Source organism: Streptomyces sp. ME02-8801-2C (genome assembly GCF_033793965.1).
Taxonomy (GTDB): domain Bacteria; phylum Actinomycetota; class Actinomycetes; order Streptomycetales; family Streptomycetaceae; genus Streptomyces.
Genome location: NZ_JARAXP010000015.1, coordinates 76,079 through 93,735, shown reverse-complemented (window position 1 = coordinate 93,735; position 17,657 = coordinate 76,079). Strand labels below are relative to the sequence as shown.

The window sequence follows — 17,657 nt, the reverse complement described above, 5'->3', positions numbered from 1 at the left end:
CCGATCCCGCCAAAGTCGCGAACCATTGAATATACGCAGAGAAATCCCCCGAGCGCAATCGCTCGGGGGATTTCTCTGCGTATACCGGTGGCGAGGGCGTCAGAGTACGTCGGCCAGCTCCTCCAGCAACCTCCTTTTCGGCCGGGCCCCCACCATCGACCGCACCGGCTCCCCGTCCCGGAAGACCATGAACGTCGGCATGGACAGGACCCGGTACGCGTTGGTCGTCAGGGGGTTCATGTCGACGTTCAGCTGGACCACCTTCAGCCGGTCGGACTCCTCCGCCGCGAGGGCGGTCAGCACCGGGGCCATCTGGCGGCACGGTGGGCACCAGTCGGCCGTGAACTCCACCAGGACCGGCAACCCCGCCCCGATCACCTCCGAGTCGAAGTCCGCGTCCGTCACCTCGGCCACGCCCGCTGCCCTGATCATCGCGTCCGTCCTCCCCACTCGCATGCCGGTTCCGGACCGCCCGGAACCGCCGCCTCGGCCGCCAGCTCGTCGCGCGCCCGCTCGGCGCGCGTCAGCTGTTCACCGACCTTCGCCCGTACCGACTGCAACTCACCGATGAGCGCGTCGAGTTCGTCGAGCTTGCGGCGGTAGACGGCCAGTGACGCGGGACAGGAGTCCCCCTCCGGGTGGCCCGCCCGCAGACAGTCCACGAAGGGCCGGGTCTCCTCCAGGTCGAACCCGAAGTCCTGGAGCGTCCGGATCTGCCGCAGCAGCTTCAGGTCGACCTCGTCGTAGGCGCGGTAGCCGTTGTCCGCGCGCCGCGCGGGCAGCAGCCCACGCGACTCGTAGTACCGCAGGGTCCGTGTCGTGGTCCCGGCCCGCGCCGCCAGCTCGCCGATTCGCATGCCGATTCGCATACGTACGAACGTAGTCCTTGACGCCGACGTCAAGGCAAGCCGGCAAGGCAGGCGGGCTCACTCACCCCGGGGGCAGCAGCGGTTTCCCCACCACCGGGGACGACAGGACGATCGATGTCGTCGTCCGCCCCAGCGCCGAGGTCCGCTCCAGGACCTCCTCCAGATGGATCGTGTCCTCGACGGCCACCTTGAGGATCCAGCAGTCCTCGCCGACCACGTGATGCACCTCGGTGACCTCGGGGCGGGCGAGCAGTTCCAGCGTCCTCGGGTGCTTGAGGGTGTATCCGCCGTGCGGGTTGACCCGGATGAACGCCTGGATGCCGTAGCCGAGGCGTGCGGGGGCGACCCGGGCGCCGTATCCGGTGATCGCGCCCGCCGACTCCAGCCGGCGCACCCGCTCCGTGACCGCCGCCGGGCTCAGCCGCACCCTTCTGCCCAGCTCGCTGAGCTTGATCCGGCCGTCGCTCTGGAGGAGCTCCAGGATCTGCCGGTCCAACGCGTCGAAGGCCACCGACGTTTCGTTGGCCGCGGCTCGCAGCCGCCGTGATTCTTTCGGCGCCTCGGCCGGATGTCCCATGACTTCCCCTTCAGAACTCGTTCGTCCACCAGGAGAATTATGATCACAAGGTCCGCTACGGGGAGGAACATCATGCGCGACGTATTGGTCATAGGCGGCAATCGGTATTTCGGAAAGCGGCTCATCGACCGCCTGATCGCCGCCGGAGACCGGGTGACCGTTCTCAACCGGGGCTCCGCTTCTCCGCCCGCCGGGGCAATTCACCTTGTCGCCGACCGCGATGACGAGGCCGCCCTGAATTCCGCTCTCGGCGACCGCACCTTCGACGTCGTCGTCGACCAGGTCTGCTACACGCCTCGCCAGGCGGACATCGCCCGGCGCGTCTTCGCGGGCGGCCGTACCCGCCGCTATGTGATGACGTCCACGATCGAGGTGTACGAGTACGAGGACTCCCTCGTCTACGAGGACACCGTCGTCCCGGTGCGTGAGGACGCCGTCGATCCGCTTACCGTCCCCGTCGATCTTCAACTCCCCTGGCACAAGCCGGAGTTCCTCGACACCCACTACGGCGAGGGCAAGCGCCAGGCCGAGGCGGTCTTCGCGGCCGGCGGTCCGGAGTTCGCGTACACCTCCGTACGCGTGGCCCATGTCCTGGGCGGCGCAGACGACTTCACCGGCCGACTCGACCACTATGCCCGGCGCATCCGTACCGGCACCCCGATTGCCGTACCGGCCGAGAACCGGCCGGCGACCTACATCCACGTCGAGGAGATCGCCGACTTCCTCTTCTGGACGGTGGGCCAGAACTTCACCGGGCCGGTCAACGCCGCGTCCCACGGCCTGCTGACCACGGAGGAGTTGTGCGCGGCGGTGGCCCGGCACATCCCGGACGGCAGGACCCTTTTCCAGAGCGTCGAGGTCGGCCAGGTCTCCCCTTTCTCCTTCGCCCGCTCGTACGGCATGGACAACTCGAGGGCCACGGAGCTCGGCTTCACCTTCGGCCATGTGCGGGAGTGGTTGCCGCGAGCGGTGGGGGAGACGTTGGGGGCGGGTGGGGTAGGCGGGGGTAATTGAGTGTGAGTGAGGTGAGGCCTGCGCCTACGGTGACTCCATGACGACCCCCGAGCGGAATCACGATGACCTTCCGAAGGCGGAGTTCGCCTTTCCCGGTCCGCTGCGCGACCGGCTCGTCGCCGCGATTCTCGACGGTTCCAAGACGTCCACGACCGGGCTCGTCATCGAGTACGAGCGTGAGGGTGAGCCTTTGCCGGAGGTGGGGAGCCGTTCGGTGGTGGTCGACTCCGACGATCGGCCGGTCGGGATCATCGAGGTCACCGGCGTACGGGTCGTCGCGCTGAGCGAGGTGGATCTCGCTCACGCGCTCGACGAGGGGGAGGGCTATGCCGATGTGGCCGCGTGGCGGGCCGGGCATGAGCGGTTCTGGCACAGTGCGGGGATGCGGGAGGTGCTGGGTGATCCCGGGTTCACGGTGGACGACTCGACGTTGGCGGTACTGGAACGGTTCCGGGTTGTGGCGGATCTCCGCGACTGAGGGTTCTCGCCCCCGCCGCCCCTACCCGTTCCCATCCCTGAGGGCTGCGCCCCCAGACCCCCGCTTTCGGCCCTGAACGGGCCTCGTCCGCAAACGCCGGACGGGCTGAAAATGCCTCGGCCTCGCTGGTCACATGCGGTAAACGGGTGGGCGGGTGGGAAACACGGCCTCGGCTTTATCGACCCGCGCTTGTGAGCTCCGCCAACTCTGCCGGCTCCGCCGGGGCCGCACTCTCCTTCCCCGGCAGCAGCGCAGCGACCAGCACTGTCCCAACCCCCAGAATCATCGCCCCGATCAGGCTCGTGTGGGCCACCGCGTCCGAGAAGGACGATCCGACCGCGTCCGCCATCTGGCGTGCCCCCTGGGCGAGTTGAGTCGCCTGCGTCTTCAGCTCGGCCGCCTGTTCCGGCTTCGTCGCCCCCGATGCCTGCGCCGCGAGCTGCCGCGCCTGCGCGCCGATCCCCTGGGCCACCTGATAACCCGCGCCCACCGAGTCCTGCGCCTGGCTCAGGGCGTCTCCCGGCAGCTTGCTGCCCCTCGTCGCGTCGGTGAGGTGAGCGGCGTACGACGTCGACAGCAGTGAGCCGAGGATCGCGATGCCGAGCGAGCCGCCCAGCTCCAGCGAGGTGTCGTTCACCGCGCCGCCGACGCCCAGTTGGGCCTCGGGAAACGCTCCCATGATCGCGTCCGTGCACGGGGAGAGCGCGAGGCCGATCGCGAGGCCGAGGATGACGAGAGGGGCGACGAAATCCCCGTACGAGGACTGGGAGTTCACCTGCGAGAGCAGCACCAGGGCCGCCGTACCGCCGACCATGCCCGCCGTGACCGTGATCCGCATACCGATGCGCGGGGTGAGATACCCGGTGAGGGCCGAGCCGACGAAGACGGCGCCGGCGAGCGGCAGCATGCGCAGGCCGGTGTCGAGGGCGTCGTAGCCGAGGACGAACTGGAGGTGCTGGGTGAGGTAGTAGAAGGCGCCGAAGACCGCCAGGAAGAACAGGGCGACCGCGAGGTTGGAGCCCGCGAACCGGCGCTGCGTGAAGCGGCGTACGTCCAGGACGGGACGCGGGTGGCGCAGCTCCCACACCACGAAGAGGACGAGGCCGAGCCCCGCGGCGACCGCAGCCGTGACCGCCTTGACATCCCAGCCGAAGTGCGGCCCCTCGATGATCATGTAGACCAGCGCGGCGATCCACACCACGGACAGCAGTCCCCCGACGTAGTCGATCCGGTCCTGGTGGCCGGCCTTGGAGGGCGGTACGAGGACGAGCGCGCCGACGATCGCGAGCGCGGCGATCGGCACGTTGATCAGGAACGTCCAGGCCCAGCCGTGCTTCTCCAGCAGCGCCCCCGCGACCAGCGGGCCCGCCGCGATGGCGAGTCCGGCGGTGGCGGTCCACAGGGTGATCGCCTTGGCGCGTTCGGCGCGGGGGAAGGTCGCGGCGAGGAGAGAGAGCGTCGCCGGCATGATCAGCGCGGCGCCCACACCCATGACGGCCCGCGCCGCGATGACCCCGGTGGCCGAGCCGACCAGTGATCCGGCGACCGCCCCGCCGCCGAAGACGACCAGGCCGAGCACGAGCGCCCCGCGCCGGCTGTACTTGTCGCCGATCGCGCCGAGCAGCAGCATCAGCGCCGCGTACGGGACGGTGTAGCCGTCTATGACCCACTGGAGGTCGGCGCTGGACAGGCCCAGGTCCTGGGTCATGTCGGGGGCGGCGACGGTGAGGGCGGTGTTCGCCATCACGATGATCAGCAGGCTCAGACAGAGCACGAGAAGGGCCCACCAGCGGTGCGCGTAGGGGCGGCCCATCGTCTCGACGGGTTCTGTCCTGACGAATCGCATGGCCATGGGCCTTCGCCTTCCTTGAGGTGCTTGGTACTTGGTGCTTGGTGCTTGGTGCTTGGTGCTTACAGTGATCCTTTTGCACAACGGCGTGCAGTTGCACAACAATGTGCAATCTAGCCGGATGCACAGCACTGTGCAAATAGAAGGAAGGGAAGGCACAATGGCAGCCATGACCACGGGCACCACCAGCCGCGCCGACGCGAACCGACGCCGCATCCTCGACATCGCCCTCGCCGAACTGCTGCGCGACCCCGACGCCTCGATGGATCAGATCGCGCGCGCCGCAGGTGTCGTACGACGGACCGTGTACGGGCATTTCCCCAGCCGGGAGGCGCTGATCAGCACGCTGCTCGACGGCGCCGTGGAGGCGGTCGCCGCCGCGTACGCCGAGGGGCTCGAGGGCGCCAAGGGGCCCGCGGAGACCGTCGCCCGTACGACGCTCTCGGTCTGGCGGGTCGCGGACCGCTACCGGATACTCGTCGGCCTCGCCCAGCGCAGCGTCACCGTGCAGGGCATCCGCGACCGGTTCACCCCGGTCCGCGAGGCCTGCGTCGAGGTGCTCCGGCAGGGCCTGGAGGAGGGCGTGTTCAGCTCGCCGCTGCCGGCGCCCGCACTGGCGTACGTGCACGAGCAGATGCTGTTCGCGCTGATGGAGGCGGTGAACGACGGCGTCCTGGCAGCGCGGGAGGCGGGCCCCTCGGCCGCGGTCACCCTGCTGACCACGGCGGGCGTCCCCGGCCCCCGGGCCACTGAACTGGTGGCCGAGCTGACCAGGGACGCGGACAACTGGTAGGCGGCGGGCCCGCCAAGAGAGACCGTGTCCTCCGACGCCCCCCGCGGAAGGTGCGAGAACGCGAAAACGGCCGAGCGGCCAGGCTACGGGGGAGAGCCTGGCCGCTCGGCGTTTCTCGGGGTCCGGGGTTCCGGCGGACCTGCCGGAACCCCAGGCCGGGTGGCTGGACTACGGGGGAGTGTCCAGCCACCCGGAGCCTTCCGGGCGCTGACCGGGGTCAGGCCTTGGCGAGTTCCTTCTCGCCGCCCTGCTCGGGGACGTCCGCGGTGCGGTCGGTGTCCGGGTGGAAGCCGTCGTTCTCGTCGATGAGCGTCTTCTCGTCGAACGGGTGCTGCCCGGCGAGGACCTCCGCGACGCGCTCCTTGTCGATCTCGTTGGTCCAGGTGCCGATCAGGACCGTGGCGACCGCGTTGCCGGCGAAGTTCGTGAGGGCGCGGGCCTCGCTCATGAAGCGGTCGATGCCGACGATCAGGCCGAGGCCGTCCACCAGGGCGGGCTTGTGCGACTGGAGGCCGCCGGCCAGGGTCGCGAGACCGGCGCCGGTGACACCCGCCGCGCCCTTCGAGGCGACGAGCAGGAAGAGCAGCAGCGGAATCTGCTCGCTGACCGCCATCGGCGTACCCATGGCGTCGGCGATGAACAGGGACGCCATGGTCATGTAGATCATGGTGCCGTCGAGGTTGAACGAGTAGCCGGTCGGAACGGTGATACCGACGACCGGCTTGCTGACACCCAGGTGCTCCATCTTCGCGATGAGACGCGGCAGCGCCGACTCGGAGGACGAGGTCGAGAGGATCAGCAGGAACTCACGGCCCAGGTACTTGAGGAGCGAGAAGATGTTGAGGCCCGTGAAGATCTTCAGCAGCGCGCCGAGCACCAGGAAGACGAAGAGGACACAGGTGAGGTAGAAGGACAGCATCAGGACGGCGAGTTGCTTGAGCGCGTCCACACCGGCGGAGCCGGTCACCGCGGCCATGGCGCCGAACGCGCCGACGGGCGCGGCCCACATGACCATGCCGAGGATGCGGAAGACCAGGCGCTGGATGTGCTCCACACCGCGCAGGACCGGCTGGCCGGCCGAGCCCATGGCCTGCAGGGCGAACCCGGCGAGCAGGGCGATGAGCAGCGTCTGGAGGACCTCGCCGCCGGTGAAGGCGGAGACGAACGTGGTCGGGATGATCCCGAGGAGGAACTCGGTGGTGTCCTTGGCCTCGGCCGATACCTGCGCGTGGCCGGTCTCCTTGACGGCGTCGGTCAGCGCGAGGCCGGTGCCCGGCTCGATGATGTTGCCGACGACGAGGCCGATGCCGAGCGCGACGAACGACATGAGCACGAAGTAGCCGAGCGCGATACCGCCGACCTTGCCGACCTTCGCCGCCTTCCGCACCGAGCCGATACCGAGCACGATCGTGCAGAAGATGATCGGCGAGATCATCATCTTGATCAGGTTCACGAAGCCGGTACCGATCGGCTTCAGCTCGACGGCGAAGTCCGGGGCGATCAGACCTACGGCGATACCGGCGGCCACCGCGGCGATGACCGCGATGTAGAGGTAGTGGGTACGGTCCCGCTTGGCGGCGGGTGCGGCAGGTGCCGTTGAGGATGAGGTGGCCACGGCTGCCCTCCTTGACGTCGTCGTCGGCATCACCGGCGTGCGGCTCACGTCCGGGAGATGGGGAGAAAGTTGTGCGGGGACTCAGTGGTGCTGGGGACTGCTGAGACTGCTGGGGACCGGCTGGTGCTGCGGGGTCGCGGGCGGCGACCGAAATCAGGCCAAGGCCCCAGAATCGCGTCCCTGCGATGCCGTGACTATCCCCCGGCCTGTGAGGGCGGTCACCCTTCCGTTCATTTAGTTCACGCTTATAAGGAGAGGCAGACTGACACCATGCGTTTCCCCCGCGTTCCCGGACCCCGCAGTCTGGCCGCCCAGCTGTTCACGATGCAGGCCGTCCTCATAGCGGTCGTCGTGGCCGGATGTGCGCTGTTCACGTACCTCAGCGACCGCAGTCAGGCCGAGGACGCGGCAGGCCGCCAGGCGATGGCCGTCGCCCGTTCCGTCGCGGACGCCCCGTCGGTGCGGGAGGCGATCCTGACCGCCCCGAAGCCGACGACCCTGCTCCAGCCGTACGCCCTCCAGGTGCAGCACCACACCGACGTCGACTTCGTCACGATCATGGACCCCGAGGGCATCCGCTGGACCCACCCGGACAAGGACCAGATCGGTCAGCGCTTCCTCGGGCACAGGGAACGCGCGCTGCGCGGCGAGTCGTTCACGGAGGTCTTCTCCGGCACGCTCGGCCCGTCCGTCCGCGCGGTCACCCCGATCCACGCCGACGGCGCGGGCGGCGAGATCATCGGGCTGGTCAGTGCCGGTATCCGGGTCGAGGAGATAACCGCCCGGGTCCAGGACCAGGTCACCGCGCTGGTCGGGGTCGCGGTGGGCGCGCTGGTGCTGGGCGCGGTCGGCACGTACGTCATCAACGCCCGCCTGCGCCGCCACACGCACGGGATGAACGCGGCCGAGCTGAGCCGCATGCACGACTACCACCAGGCCGCCCTGCACGCCGTACGCGAGGGGCTGCTGATGCTCGACGGGCAGTACCGGGTGGCGCTGATGAACGACGGCGGGCGCGAGTTGCTGGGCGTCCACGACGAGGAGAACGGCAGGAGCGAGGGAGGTGTCGTCGGCCGGTCCGTGGCGGAGCTGGGGCTGCCCGCACCTCTGACGGGCGCGCTGCTGTCGGCCGAGCCGCGCGTCGACGAGGTGCATCTGACCGCCGACCGGGTCCTGGTCGTCAACACCTCCCCGGTGTCGAGCGGCGAGCGTCGGGGCACGGTCGTCACCCTGCGCGATGTGACGGAACTCCAGTCCCTGATGGGCGAGTTGGACTCCGAGCGCGGTTTCACGCAGGCGCTGCGCTCACAGGCGCACGAGGCGGCGAACCGGCTCCACACCGTCGTGTCCCTGATCGAGCTGGGCCGGGCGGAGGAGGCCGTCGACTTCGCGACCGCCGAACTGGAACTCGCCCAGGCGCTCACCGACCAGGTGGTCGCGGCGGTCAGCGAACCGGTGCTGGCCGCTCTGCTGCTCGGCAAGACGGCGCAGGCGAACGAGCGGGGTGTGGAGCTGGTGGTGTCGGAGGAGAGCAGCCTCGACGACGGTCTCCTCCCCGACACGCTCCCCGCCCGCGACCTGGTCACCATCCTGGGCAACCTCATCGACAACGCGGTGGACGCGGCCCAGGGAAGCGTGGAGAGCGGTATGGGGGCGTCCCGGGTGACGGTGACGGCCCTGACGGAGGACTCCCTGCTGGTGCTGCGGGTCTCGGACACCGGCGCGGGTGTCGATCCGGCCCACGCGGAGGCGGTCTTCCAGCGGGGCTTCTCCACCAAGCCGGCGGGACCGGGCGGGCGGGGTCTCGGGCTGGCGCTCGTACGGCAGGCGGTGGCCCGTCACGAGGGCACGCTGACGGTGGCGGAGGCGGCGGGCGGCGGGGCGGAGTTCGAGGTACGGCTGCCGTTGCCTAAGGTGGCGGCGCCCATGATGACTTCGGGCTCGGCGAGCGCTTCGGGGCGGAGCGCCCCCGCCGGGTCCACTGAGCAGAACGAGCCGCACGAGCCGCACGAGCCGGCTGAGTCGACCGAGTCGACTGAGCCCGCCGAATCCGCCTTGCCAGGAGGCGACGTATGACCGACCCGAGAGATACGACGCGCCGGGCCACGACGACCGGCCCCATCCGGGTTCTCGTCGTGGAGGACGACCCGGTCGCAGCCGACGCGCATGTCATGTACGTGGGCCGGGTGCCCGGGTTCACGGCCGTCGGCAAGGCGCACACGGGCGCAGAGGCGCGGCGCGCGCTGGACCGTACGCCCGTCGACCTGCTCCTGCTCGACCTGCACCTGCCCGACGGCCACGGGCTGCAACTGGCCCGCTCGCTGCGCGCGGCCGGCTATCACGCCGACGTGATAGCGGTGACGTCGGCACGGGACCTGGCGGTGGTGCGGGAGGGGGTGTCGCTGGGGGTCGTGCAGTACGTGCTGAAGCCGTTCACCTTCGCGACCCTGCGGGACCGGCTGGTGCGGTACGCCGAGTTCCACGCGTCGGTCGGCGAGGCGAGCGGCCAGGACGAGGTCGACCGCGCCCTGGCGACCCTGCGCGCACCGGGCCCCGCCGCTCTCCCCAAGGGCCTGAGCGCCCCCACCCTGGAACGGGTCACGCAGGCCCTGCGGTCCGGCACGGAGGGGCTCACCGCGGCCGGGGTCGCCGAGGAGGTCGGCATCTCCCGCATCACAGCCCGGCGTTACCTGGAACACCTGGTGGACGCGGGCCGCGCGGCACGGAGCCCGCAGTACGGGCAGGTGGGGCGACCCGAGTTGCAGTACCGGTGGGTGAAGGGCTAGCGGCGGGGGCTCCGGAGGCCGCGGTCAGATGTCGGAGGGCGGGGTGTCCTTCTGCGCCGCTTCCTGGAAGTCGGCGACTGCGGCGCCGTACGTCGTCGCCCAGTCGGTCAGGGCGGCGATGGGGCCGGTGAGGGTCTGTCCGAGGTCGGTGAGGCTGTACTCGACCCGTGGGGGCGCCTCGGCGTAGGCACGACGTTCGATCAGGCCGTAGCTCTGAAGTCTGCGCAGTGTCTGGGTGAGGACCTTGCGGGAGATGCCACCGACGAGGTCGACGAGTTCACCGTGCCGGCGGGGCCTGCGACTGAGGGCGAACAGAACGACGACGGCCCACTTGTTGGTGATGATGTCGACGGCGAGCCGGGCGGGGCAGTCTGCGAGGAAGACGCTTCCGGCTGAGTCAGGCATCGCCGAAGGTTACCAGGAGGTACCTATCGGCTCAGTAGCGTCCTTCACATGAGTACGTCGCACACGAAAACCTATGTCCTTGTCCATGGCGCCTGGCACAGCGGGCGCGTCTGGGACCGGGTCGTTCCCCTGCTGGCCCGGGCCGGGCACCAGGTGTTCGCCCCTTCGCTGACCGGCCACGGCGAGAAGGAACACCTGCTCACTCCGGACGTCGACCTCGACACCCACGTCGGCGACGTCGTCGCGCTTCTCGACGAGTGGGATCTCACCGACGTGGTCCTGGTCGGGCACAGTTACGCCGGAATGGTCATATCCGGCGTGGCCGACGAGGTCCCGGACCGGATCGCGCATCTGGTCTACGTCGACGCGATGGTCCCGAGCGACGGTGAGAGCGCGCTGGATGTCATACCGGAGAAGACCCAGCGACTGATCGACGCGGCCGCCGCCTCCGACGCCCCCTGGCGCATCCCGCCCATGCCGGAAATGCCCGCCCCAGTAGGCCTGTTCGGGGTGACCGACCCGGCGGACACGGCGTGGCTGCGCACGATGATGTCGGACGAATCGGTGCGCTGCTTCCTGCAGCCGGTCCGGCTGGACAACCCGGCCGCCGACGCGATTTCACGAACACACATCCACTGTGTCGGCAGTACGCCGGAGGACGTCACGCGCCGCCCGGTTCCGGCGGTGCAGCCAGGCGGCGCCGCGTCGCAGGTGTGGGAACTGCGGAGCGGCCATGACTGCATGGTCACCGTGCCTGACGCACTCACCGACCTGCTGGTGAAGGCTGGCTGACCGGTTGCCTCGAGTCCGCGTCGACCGTGACCGCCCCGCCCCCACACCCCCGTAAGGCGCCCCCTCACGCCTCAGGCAGCACCCCCGGCCGGAACGGCTCCACCCCCACGACCCGCCGCACCCGCGTCACCTCGATGAGCAGCATGACGCGCCGCTCCCCGGGCAGCAGCCACGGGTACCGGTCCTCGCCGATGTACTTCTGCGTGAGCCGGTCCATGGACCGTTCCGCCTCCTCGCCCTCCACGAACCGCACCACGCGCCCCCGGATCTCCGCACGGTCGTACGGGTTCTCGGGGTCGTGGTGGGAGAGCGAGACATTCGGGTTGAGGCGGAGGTTCTCCTCCTTCACGCGGCCGATGGCCGTGTTGACCATGACATGGTCGCCCTCGATGTCGACCCACATCGGCGACACCTGCGGCATGCCGTCCGCGCCGACCGTCGCGAGGTGCCAGAAGTTCGGGGCGAGCAGCCGCTCCCGTATGTGCCCCTCGACCTTCTCCGTCTTACCGCTCACGCTCACAGGACCACCACTTTCCGACGCCACCCGGCGCCCGCCAAAAACCGCCACCGACACCGTACGCGCCCGAAGCCCCCAACAGGCCCAGCCGAACGGGCACTTGGTCGTCGTACCGAGCTCCAGCAGCTACGGCGGCCGCGCCGAAAGGCGGCAAGACAGCCGCACCCCGTCCCCGCACCGCACAAATCACGCCGTCCCTACTCGCCGGTCACCCGTCCCACTCCACCCCGCCTCCCCCCTCCGAACCCCCCACCACACCGCACTCACCTTCGGCACTCGCCCACAGTGCCGACACCCCGACCACCTCAACCCCCGCCCGCCCGCACCGGAGAACGCGCGCGCATATGCCCCGCCACCTTGCCGTTCGCACGATCGGACGCCCACACAGGCCGGACAATCGCCGACTCCCAGCTCCCGACCCCCGGTCTCCGACCGCCGCGAAATCAACGGGGACCACCGCCCGACCCCGTAGCTTTCTACAATCCGTGATTGTGGCCGAACAGAACGTAGTCACCGCCGCCCCGCACCCCTAGCTTGTGGCGCGTGCGCCGACCTCCAGTCCCTCCCCCACCATCCACGCCCCCGACTCCCCCTTTCGACGCCCCCGCCGCCCGCAGACTGCGTCTGGCCCTGCAAATGGGCCCCGAGCACGTCGCGTACGGGATGCAGGTCTCGTACGGGCTGCCGTACATCACGTCCGACCATGTGATCGCCTGGGAACGCGGCATCATGGCCCCCGGCAAGAACGAACTCACCGCTCTCGCGGGCGTGTTGTGGTGCGCGCCCTGCGAACTCATCGGCCGCCCCCGCACCTTGCGCGAACACCGTGCCGCGCGCGGGCTCAGCGCCGAGGACGTCGCCCGGGCCGTCGGGCTCGAACTCCTCGTCTACGTACGGATGGAGGAGAGCGGCGAGTGGCGCGGCACCGAGCGCCAGTCGGCGATCCTCGCCGAGGTGCTCGAACTCTCGCTCGCCGACCTGATGACCCTCACCGGCCTCGACGGCAGGCTCGCCGGCCTGTTGCGCGGCGCGGTCACGACGCGCTGGCAGGCGTACGTCCGCCCGGTCAACAAGATGGTGCCGCTGAACCGGCGCCTCCTGGAGAGCACCCTCCAGGAGCTGCACCGTCACTACCAGGGGCAGATGGCCGCCACCCTGACCTGGGGAGCGGGCGGTTCCGCGGCGGTCGAGGCGAGCCGCGCCGGACGCGACTTCCTCGACCGGATCGTGGAGCACTTCTGGGAGAGGGTCGGCTCCGGCGGCCCGAACACCCCCTGACCGACGGCCAAGTGCCAAGTACCGCCCCTACGAACGGCCAACTGGGCCTAGAACACCGACTCCGCCTCGTCCATCCGGTCCTTCGGGACCGTCTTCAGCTCGGTGACCGCCTCCGCGAGCGGCACCATCACCACGTCCGTCCCGCGCAGTGCCGTCATCCGCCCGAACCGGCCCTGGTGCGCGGCCTCCACCGCGTGCCAGCCGAACCGGGTCGCGAGGACGCGGTCGTACGCGGTGGGCGTCCCGCCGCGCTGGATGTGGCCGAGGATGACCGGCTTGGCCTCCTTGCCCAGCCGTCGCTCCAGCTCGTACGCCAGTGCCGTACCGATGCCCTGGAAGCGCTCGTGGCCGAACTGGTCGATCTCGCCGTGGCCGTAGTCCATGCTGCCCTCGGCGGGATGCGCGCCCTCGGCGACGCAGATGACGGCGAACTTCTTGCCGCGCGCGAACCGTTCCTCGACCATTTTCACCAGGTGGGCGGGGTCGAAGGGGCGCTCGGGGAGGCAGATGCCGTGGGCGCCGGCGGCCATGCCGGACTCGAGGGCGATCCAGCCCGCGTGGCGGCCCATGACCTCGACGACCATCACACGCTGGTGCGACTCGGCAGTGGTCTTCAGGCGGTCCATCGCCTCGGTGGCGACGCCCACCGCCGTGTCGAAGCCGAACGTGCGGTCGGTCGACGAGATGTCGTTGTCGATGGTCTTGGGGACGCCGACGACCGGCAGGCCCGCGTCGCTCAGCATCCTCGCCGCCGTCAGCGTGCCCTCACCGCCGATCGGGATCAGCGCGTCGATGCCGAACTCGTGGATCATGTCGGAGGCGTTCTCGCAGGCCTCGCGCAGCCGGTCGCGCTGGAGCCGGGACGACCCGAGGATCGTGCCGCCACGGGCGAGGATGCCGCTGACCGCGTCGAGGTCGAGGGTGCGGTAGCGGCCGTCGAGCAGGCCCGCGTAACCGTCCTCGAAGCCGATGACCTCGTCGTCGTACTGCGTGACCGCCCGGTGGACGACCGACCGGATCACTGCGTTCAGGCCGGGGCAGTCGCCGCCTGCGGTGAGAACTCCGATACGCATCGTGCTGTGTCTCCTGCTCGCTGTGATCGATCGTTCTGGTCGCTTTTGATACCTGTGAGCCACTCCAATTGTTTCACGCCCCGGCCGGACCCTCGATCCTCACCGGCCCCGACCGGCCTGGCCGGGGCTGTGACCAGCGACGCGGGTACTGTCGAGAGGCCCGAACAATCCAGCTGAAACGGAGAGCACGCGTGACGACCCGCAGCGTGTACGTGACCGGGATCGACCGGGGCGACGGCCGCCAGGTCGTCGAGCTGGGAGTCATGGAACTCCTGACCCGGCAGGTCGACCGCGTGGGCGTCTTCCGCCCCCTGGTGCACGACAACCCGGACCGCCTCTTCGAGCTGCTGCGCGCCCGCTACCGCCTCTCCCAGGACCCGGCGACCGTGTACGGCATGGACTACCCGGAGGCGTCCGCGCTCCAGGCCGAGCAGGGCACCGACGAGCTCGTCTCGACCCTCGTCGACCGGTTCCTGCGCGTCGCCCGCGAGTACGACGTCGTCCTCGTCCTCGGCACCGACTTCGCCGACACCCAGTTCCCGGACGAGCTGGCCCTCAACGCGCGCCTCGCCAACGAGTTCGGCGCGTCCGTCGTCGCGGTCGTCGGCGGACGCGACCAGACCGCCGAGTCGGTGCTCGCCGAGACCCGCAACGCGCACCGCGCGTACGAGGCGCTGGGCTGCGACGTCCTCGCCATGGTCGCCAACCGCGTCGCCCGCGAGGACCGCACCGCCATCGCCGAGGGCCTCGACTCCCGCCTGCCCGTGCCCTGTTACGTCCTGCCCGACGAGCCCGCCCTCTCCGCGCCGACGGTCGCCCAGATCACCCACGCGCTCGGCGGCAAGGTGCTCCTCGGCGACGACTCGGGCCTCGCCCGTGACGCGCTGGACTTCGTCTTCGGCGGCGCGATGCTGCCCAACTTCCTGACCGCGCTGACCCCCGGCTGCCTCGTCGTCACCCCCGGCGACCGCGCCGACCTGGTGGTGGGCGCCCTCGCCGCGCACAGCGCCGGTACGCCGCCCATCGCGGGCGTCCTGCTGACCCTCAACGAGCGTCCCAGCGACGAGGTCCTCACCCTCGCCGCCCGCCTCGCCCCGGGCACCCCGGTCGTCTCCGTGGCCGGCACGAGCTTCCCCACCGCCGCCCAACTCTTCTCCCTGGAGGGGAAGTTGAACGCGGCCACCCCGCGCAAGGCGGAGACGGCCCTCGGCCTCTTCGAACGGCACGTGGACACCACGGAACTGCTCTCACGCGTCTCCGCGCCCAGCAGCGACCGCGTCACGCCGATGATGTTCGAGCACAAGCTCCTGGAACGCGCCCGCGCCGACAGGCGCCGGGTCGTCCTGCCCGAGGGCACCGAGGAACGCGTCCTGCACGCCGCCGAGGTGCTGCTGCGCCGGGGCGTGTGCGACCTGACGCTGCTCGGCCCGGTCGACGGCATCCGCAAGAAGGCCGCCGACCTGGGCATAGACCTCGGCGACTGCCAGCTGATCGACCCGCAGACCTCCGAGCTGCGGGACCGGTTCGCGGAGAAGTACGCCCAGTTCCGCGCGCACCGGGGCGTCACGGTCGAGCTGGCCTACGACGTCGTCTCGGACGTCAACTACTTCGGCACCCTGATGGTCCAGGAGGGCCTGGCCGACGGCATGGTGTCGGGCTCGGTCCACTCCACGGCCGCGACGATCCGCCCCGCCTTCGAGATCATCAAGACGAAGCCGGACGCCTCGATCGTCTCGTCCGTCTTCTTCATGTGCCTGGCCGACAAGGTCCTCGTCTACGGCGACTGCGCGGTCAACCCCGACCCGAACGCGGAGCAGTTGGCCGACATCGCCATCCAGTCGGCGGCCACGGCCGAGCAGTTCGGTGTCGAGCCGAGGATCGCGATGCTGTCGTACTCGACGGGTACGTCCGGTTCCGGCGCCGACGTCGACAAGGTGCGGGAGGCGACGGAACTGGTGCGCTCCCGGCGCCCGGACCTGCGTATCGAAGGCCCGATCCAGTACGACGCGGCCGTGGAGCCGACCGTGGCCGCCACCAAGCTGCCGGGCTCCGAAGTCGCGGGCCAGGCAAGCGTGTTGATCTTCCCTGACCTCAACACCGGCAACAACACCTACAAGGCCGTGCAGCGTTCGGCCGGCGCGATCGCCGTCGGCCCCGTCCTCCAGGGCCTGCGCAAGCCGGTCAACGACCTGTCCAGGGGCGCCCTGGTCCCGGACATCGTCACGACGGTCGCGATCACGGCGATCCAGGCCCAGACCACCGACCCTGCCCTCAGCCAGGTTCCCACCCAGAAGGTGTCCCACCAGTGACCGCGACCCGCGTCCTCGTCCTCAACTCCGGCTCGTCGTCGGTGAAGTACCAGCTGCTCGACATGCGCGACAGCAGCCGCCTCGCCGTGGGCCTGGTGGAACGCATCGGCGAGGACACGTCCCGCCTGAAGCACACCCCGCTGACGACCGGCGGCGCCTCCCGCGAACGCACGGGCCCGATCGCCGACCACGAGGCGGCCCTGAAGGCGGTCGCGGAGGAGCTGGCGCAGGACGGACTCGGCCTGGACTCCCCGGAGTTGGCGGCCATCGGCCACCGGGTCGTGCACGGCGGCCAGTTGTTCACCGAGCCGACGGTCATCGACGACACGGTCCTCGCGGAGATCGAGCGCCTGATCCCGGTGGCCCCCCTGCACAACCCGGCGAACCTGACCGGCATCCGTACCGCCCAGTCGCTCCGCCCCGACCTCCCCCAGGTCGCGGTCTTCGACACGGCCTTCCACACGACGATGCCGGAGTCGGCGGCCCGCTACGCGATCGACGTCGCGACGGCCGACGAGCACCGCATCCGGCGGTACGGGTTCCACGGCACGTCCCATGCGTACGTGTCCCGGGAGACAGCCCGGCTGCTGGGCCGGGCGCCCGAGGAGGTGAACGTGATCGTGCTGCACCTGGGCAACGGGGCGTCCGCGTCCGCCGTGCGGGGCGGGCGGTGCGTGGACACCTCGATGGGGCTGACGCCGCTCGAGGGACTGGTCATGGGGACCCGGTCCGGTGACCTGGATCCGGCTGTCATCTTCCATTTGGCGCGAGTTGGCGGAATGTCCACGGACGAGATCGACACTCTTCTCAACAAGAAGAGCGGCTTGGTCGGCCTGTGCGGAGACAACGACATGCGGGAAATCCGCCGCCGTATCGACGAGGACGGCGCGGACGCCCCGGCGGCCCGGTTGGCCTTCGACATCTACATCCACCGACTGAAGAAGTACATCGGCGCCTATTACGCGGTACTCGGCCGGGTGGACGCCATCGCGTTCACGGCCGGTGTCGGCGAGAACGCGGCGCCGGTGCGCGAGGCGGCGGTGGCCGGCCTGGAGGGCCTCGGCGTGGCCGTGGACGGCGCTCTGAACGCCGTACGGAGCCAGGGGGCGCGGCTGATCTCGCCCGCGGGCTCCCGGGTCGCGGTGGCGGTCGTCCCGACCGACGAGGAGCTGGAGATCTCAACGCAGACGTACGCGCTGGTGAGAAGGGACATCTGAAGACACTTAACGGATATTGGACGAACAAGGGGAAGACATTGGGAAGAGATCGGCTGAGATCGGCTGACTCGGCCGACTCCGACGG

At 70.0% G+C, this 17,657-nt stretch carries 17 protein-coding genes; 9 read left to right on the top strand and 8 right to left on the bottom strand.

Annotated elements, in window-relative coordinates:
- Positions 1 to 99: 99 nt before the first annotated feature.
- From PV396_RS35660 to PV396_RS35650, 3 genes are all read right to left on the bottom strand, one after another.
- The gene (locus PV396_RS35660) at positions 100 to 432 is read right to left on the bottom strand and encodes a thioredoxin family protein (RefSeq protein WP_319211840.1); all 333 of its coding nucleotides are present in this window, start codon (positions 430 to 432) and stop codon (positions 100 to 102) included.
- Positions 429 to 857, bottom strand: a complete 429-nt coding sequence (locus PV396_RS35655; protein WP_319211927.1) for a MerR family transcriptional regulator — start codon at positions 855 to 857, stop codon at positions 429 to 431. The genes PV396_RS35660 and PV396_RS35655 overlap by 4 nt, the downstream gene beginning before the upstream one ends.
- Positions 858 to 930: 73 nt before the next feature.
- The gene (locus PV396_RS35650; RefSeq protein ID WP_319211838.1) at positions 931 to 1,446 is read right to left on the bottom strand and encodes an Lrp/AsnC family transcriptional regulator; all 516 of its coding nucleotides are present in this window, start codon (positions 1,444 to 1,446) and stop codon (positions 931 to 933) included.
- Between the two features lie 72 nt (positions 1,447 to 1,518).
- Between PV396_RS35650 and PV396_RS35645 the strand changes: the two genes are divergently transcribed.
- Together PV396_RS35645 and PV396_RS35640 are read left to right on the top strand one after the other, a co-directional pair.
- Positions 1,519 to 2,460 (top strand): NAD-dependent epimerase/dehydratase family protein, encoded by a 942-nt coding sequence (locus PV396_RS35645; protein WP_319211836.1) that lies wholly within the window; start codon positions 1,519 to 1,521, stop codon positions 2,458 to 2,460.
- A 37-nt stretch (positions 2,461 to 2,497) separates the two neighbouring features.
- Complete coding sequence (locus tag PV396_RS35640) at positions 2,498 to 2,938, top strand: ASCH domain-containing protein (protein WP_319211835.1); 441 nt, start codon at positions 2,498 to 2,500, stop codon at positions 2,936 to 2,938.
- A 175-nt stretch (positions 2,939 to 3,113) separates the two neighbouring features.
- Here the strand turns inward: PV396_RS35640 and PV396_RS35635 are convergent, their stop codons facing one another.
- A complete protein-coding gene (locus tag PV396_RS35635; protein WP_319211925.1) occupies positions 3,114 to 4,784 on the bottom strand; it encodes an MFS transporter in 1,671 nt (556 codons plus the stop codon).
- A 163-nt stretch (positions 4,785 to 4,947) separates the two neighbouring features.
- Here PV396_RS35635 and PV396_RS35630 point away from each other — a divergent pair, with 163 nt between their 5' ends.
- Positions 4,948 to 5,580 (top strand): TetR/AcrR family transcriptional regulator, encoded by a 633-nt coding sequence (locus tag PV396_RS35630; RefSeq protein WP_319211833.1) that lies wholly within the window; start codon positions 4,948 to 4,950, stop codon positions 5,578 to 5,580.
- 217 nt (positions 5,581 to 5,797) lie between these two features.
- Here the strand turns inward: PV396_RS35630 and PV396_RS35625 are convergent, their stop codons facing one another.
- Positions 5,798 to 7,225 (bottom strand): cation:dicarboxylate symporter family transporter, encoded by a 1,428-nt coding sequence (locus PV396_RS35625; protein ID WP_416071535.1) that lies wholly within the window; start codon positions 7,223 to 7,225, stop codon positions 5,798 to 5,800.
- Positions 7,226 to 7,465: 240 nt separating this feature from the next.
- On the opposite strand from PV396_RS35625, the gene PV396_RS35620 reads away from it, so the two are divergent.
- On the top strand, positions 7,466 to 9,271 hold the full coding sequence (locus tag PV396_RS35620; RefSeq protein WP_319211831.1) for a sensor histidine kinase: 1,806 nt from the start codon (positions 7,466 to 7,468) through the stop codon (positions 9,269 to 9,271).
- The gene (locus tag PV396_RS35615; protein WP_319211830.1) at positions 9,268 to 9,981 is read left to right on the top strand and encodes a response regulator; all 714 of its coding nucleotides are present in this window, start codon (positions 9,268 to 9,270) and stop codon (positions 9,979 to 9,981) included. The genes PV396_RS35620 and PV396_RS35615 overlap by 4 nt, the downstream gene beginning before the upstream one ends.
- A 24-nt stretch (positions 9,982 to 10,005) precedes the next feature.
- On the opposite strand, the gene PV396_RS35610 is transcribed toward PV396_RS35615, so the two are convergent.
- Positions 10,006 to 10,386, bottom strand: a complete 381-nt coding sequence (locus PV396_RS35610; protein WP_319211828.1) for a helix-turn-helix domain-containing protein — start codon at positions 10,384 to 10,386, stop codon at positions 10,006 to 10,008.
- 48 nt (positions 10,387 to 10,434) lie between these two features.
- Between PV396_RS35610 and PV396_RS35605 the strand changes: the two genes are divergently transcribed.
- Positions 10,435 to 11,178, top strand: coding sequence for an alpha/beta fold hydrolase (locus tag PV396_RS35605; protein WP_319211826.1), 744 nt, complete (start codon positions 10,435 to 10,437; stop codon positions 11,176 to 11,178).
- Positions 11,179 to 11,242: 64 nt separating this feature from the next.
- Here the strand turns inward: PV396_RS35605 and PV396_RS35600 are convergent, their stop codons facing one another.
- A complete protein-coding gene (locus tag PV396_RS35600; RefSeq protein ID WP_319211824.1) occupies positions 11,243 to 11,692 on the bottom strand; it encodes a PPOX class F420-dependent oxidoreductase in 450 nt (149 codons plus the stop codon).
- Between the two features lie 546 nt (positions 11,693 to 12,238).
- Between PV396_RS35600 and PV396_RS35595 the strand changes: the two genes are divergently transcribed.
- Complete coding sequence (locus PV396_RS35595; RefSeq protein ID WP_416071532.1) at positions 12,239 to 12,973, top strand: helix-turn-helix domain-containing protein; 735 nt, start codon at positions 12,239 to 12,241, stop codon at positions 12,971 to 12,973.
- A gap of 47 nt (positions 12,974 to 13,020) precedes the next feature.
- On the opposite strand, the gene PV396_RS35590 is transcribed toward PV396_RS35595, so the two are convergent.
- A complete protein-coding gene (locus PV396_RS35590) occupies positions 13,021 to 14,046 on the bottom strand; it encodes an ATP-dependent 6-phosphofructokinase (RefSeq protein ID WP_319211820.1) in 1,026 nt (341 codons plus the stop codon).
- Positions 14,047 to 14,237: 191 nt separating this feature from the next.
- Between PV396_RS35590 and pta the strand changes: the two genes are divergently transcribed.
- Positions 14,238 to 16,355 carry a phosphate acetyltransferase gene (gene pta / locus PV396_RS35585; RefSeq protein WP_319211818.1) on the top strand — a complete coding sequence of 706 codons (2,118 nt, stop codon included), beginning with the start codon at positions 14,238 to 14,240 and terminating at the stop codon, positions 16,353 to 16,355.
- Positions 16,352 to 17,572, top strand: coding sequence for an acetate kinase (locus tag PV396_RS35580; protein WP_319211817.1), 1,221 nt, complete (start codon positions 16,352 to 16,354; stop codon positions 17,570 to 17,572). The genes pta and PV396_RS35580 overlap by 4 nt, the downstream gene beginning before the upstream one ends.
- Positions 17,573 to 17,657 lie beyond the last annotated feature (85 nt).

Coding starts and splice junctions, on each gene's coding strand:
- PV396_RS35660 (WP_319211840.1), bottom strand. CDS start 432: ATGATCAGGGCAGCGGGCGTGGCCGAGGTGACGGACGCGGACTTCGAC.
- PV396_RS35655 (WP_319211927.1), bottom strand. CDS start 857: ATGCGAATCGGCGAGCTGGCGGCGCGGGCCGGGACCACGACACGGACC.
- PV396_RS35650 (WP_319211838.1), bottom strand. CDS start 1,446: ATGGGACATCCGGCCGAGGCGCCGAAAGAATCACGGCGGCTGCGAGCC.
- PV396_RS35645 (WP_319211836.1), top strand. CDS start 1,519: ATGCGCGACGTATTGGTCATAGGCGGCAATCGGTATTTCGGAAAGCGG.
- PV396_RS35640 (WP_319211835.1), top strand. CDS start 2,498: ATGACGACCCCCGAGCGGAATCACGATGACCTTCCGAAGGCGGAGTTC.
- PV396_RS35635 (WP_319211925.1), bottom strand. CDS start 4,784: ATGCGATTCGTCAGGACAGAACCCGTCGAGACGATGGGCCGCCCCTAC.
- PV396_RS35630 (WP_319211833.1), top strand. CDS start 4,948: ATGGCAGCCATGACCACGGGCACCACCAGCCGCGCCGACGCGAACCGA.
- PV396_RS35625 (WP_416071535.1), bottom strand. CDS start 7,225: ATGCCGACGACGACGTCAAGGAGGGCAGCCGTGGCCACCTCATCCTCA.
- PV396_RS35620 (WP_319211831.1), top strand. CDS start 7,466: ATGCGTTTCCCCCGCGTTCCCGGACCCCGCAGTCTGGCCGCCCAGCTG.
- PV396_RS35615 (WP_319211830.1), top strand. CDS start 9,268: ATGACCGACCCGAGAGATACGACGCGCCGGGCCACGACGACCGGCCCC.
- PV396_RS35610 (WP_319211828.1), bottom strand. CDS start 10,386: ATGCCTGACTCAGCCGGAAGCGTCTTCCTCGCAGACTGCCCCGCCCGG.
- PV396_RS35605 (WP_319211826.1), top strand. CDS start 10,435: ATGAGTACGTCGCACACGAAAACCTATGTCCTTGTCCATGGCGCCTGG.
- PV396_RS35590 (WP_319211820.1), bottom strand. CDS start 14,046: ATGCGTATCGGAGTTCTCACCGCAGGCGGCGACTGCCCCGGCCTGAAC.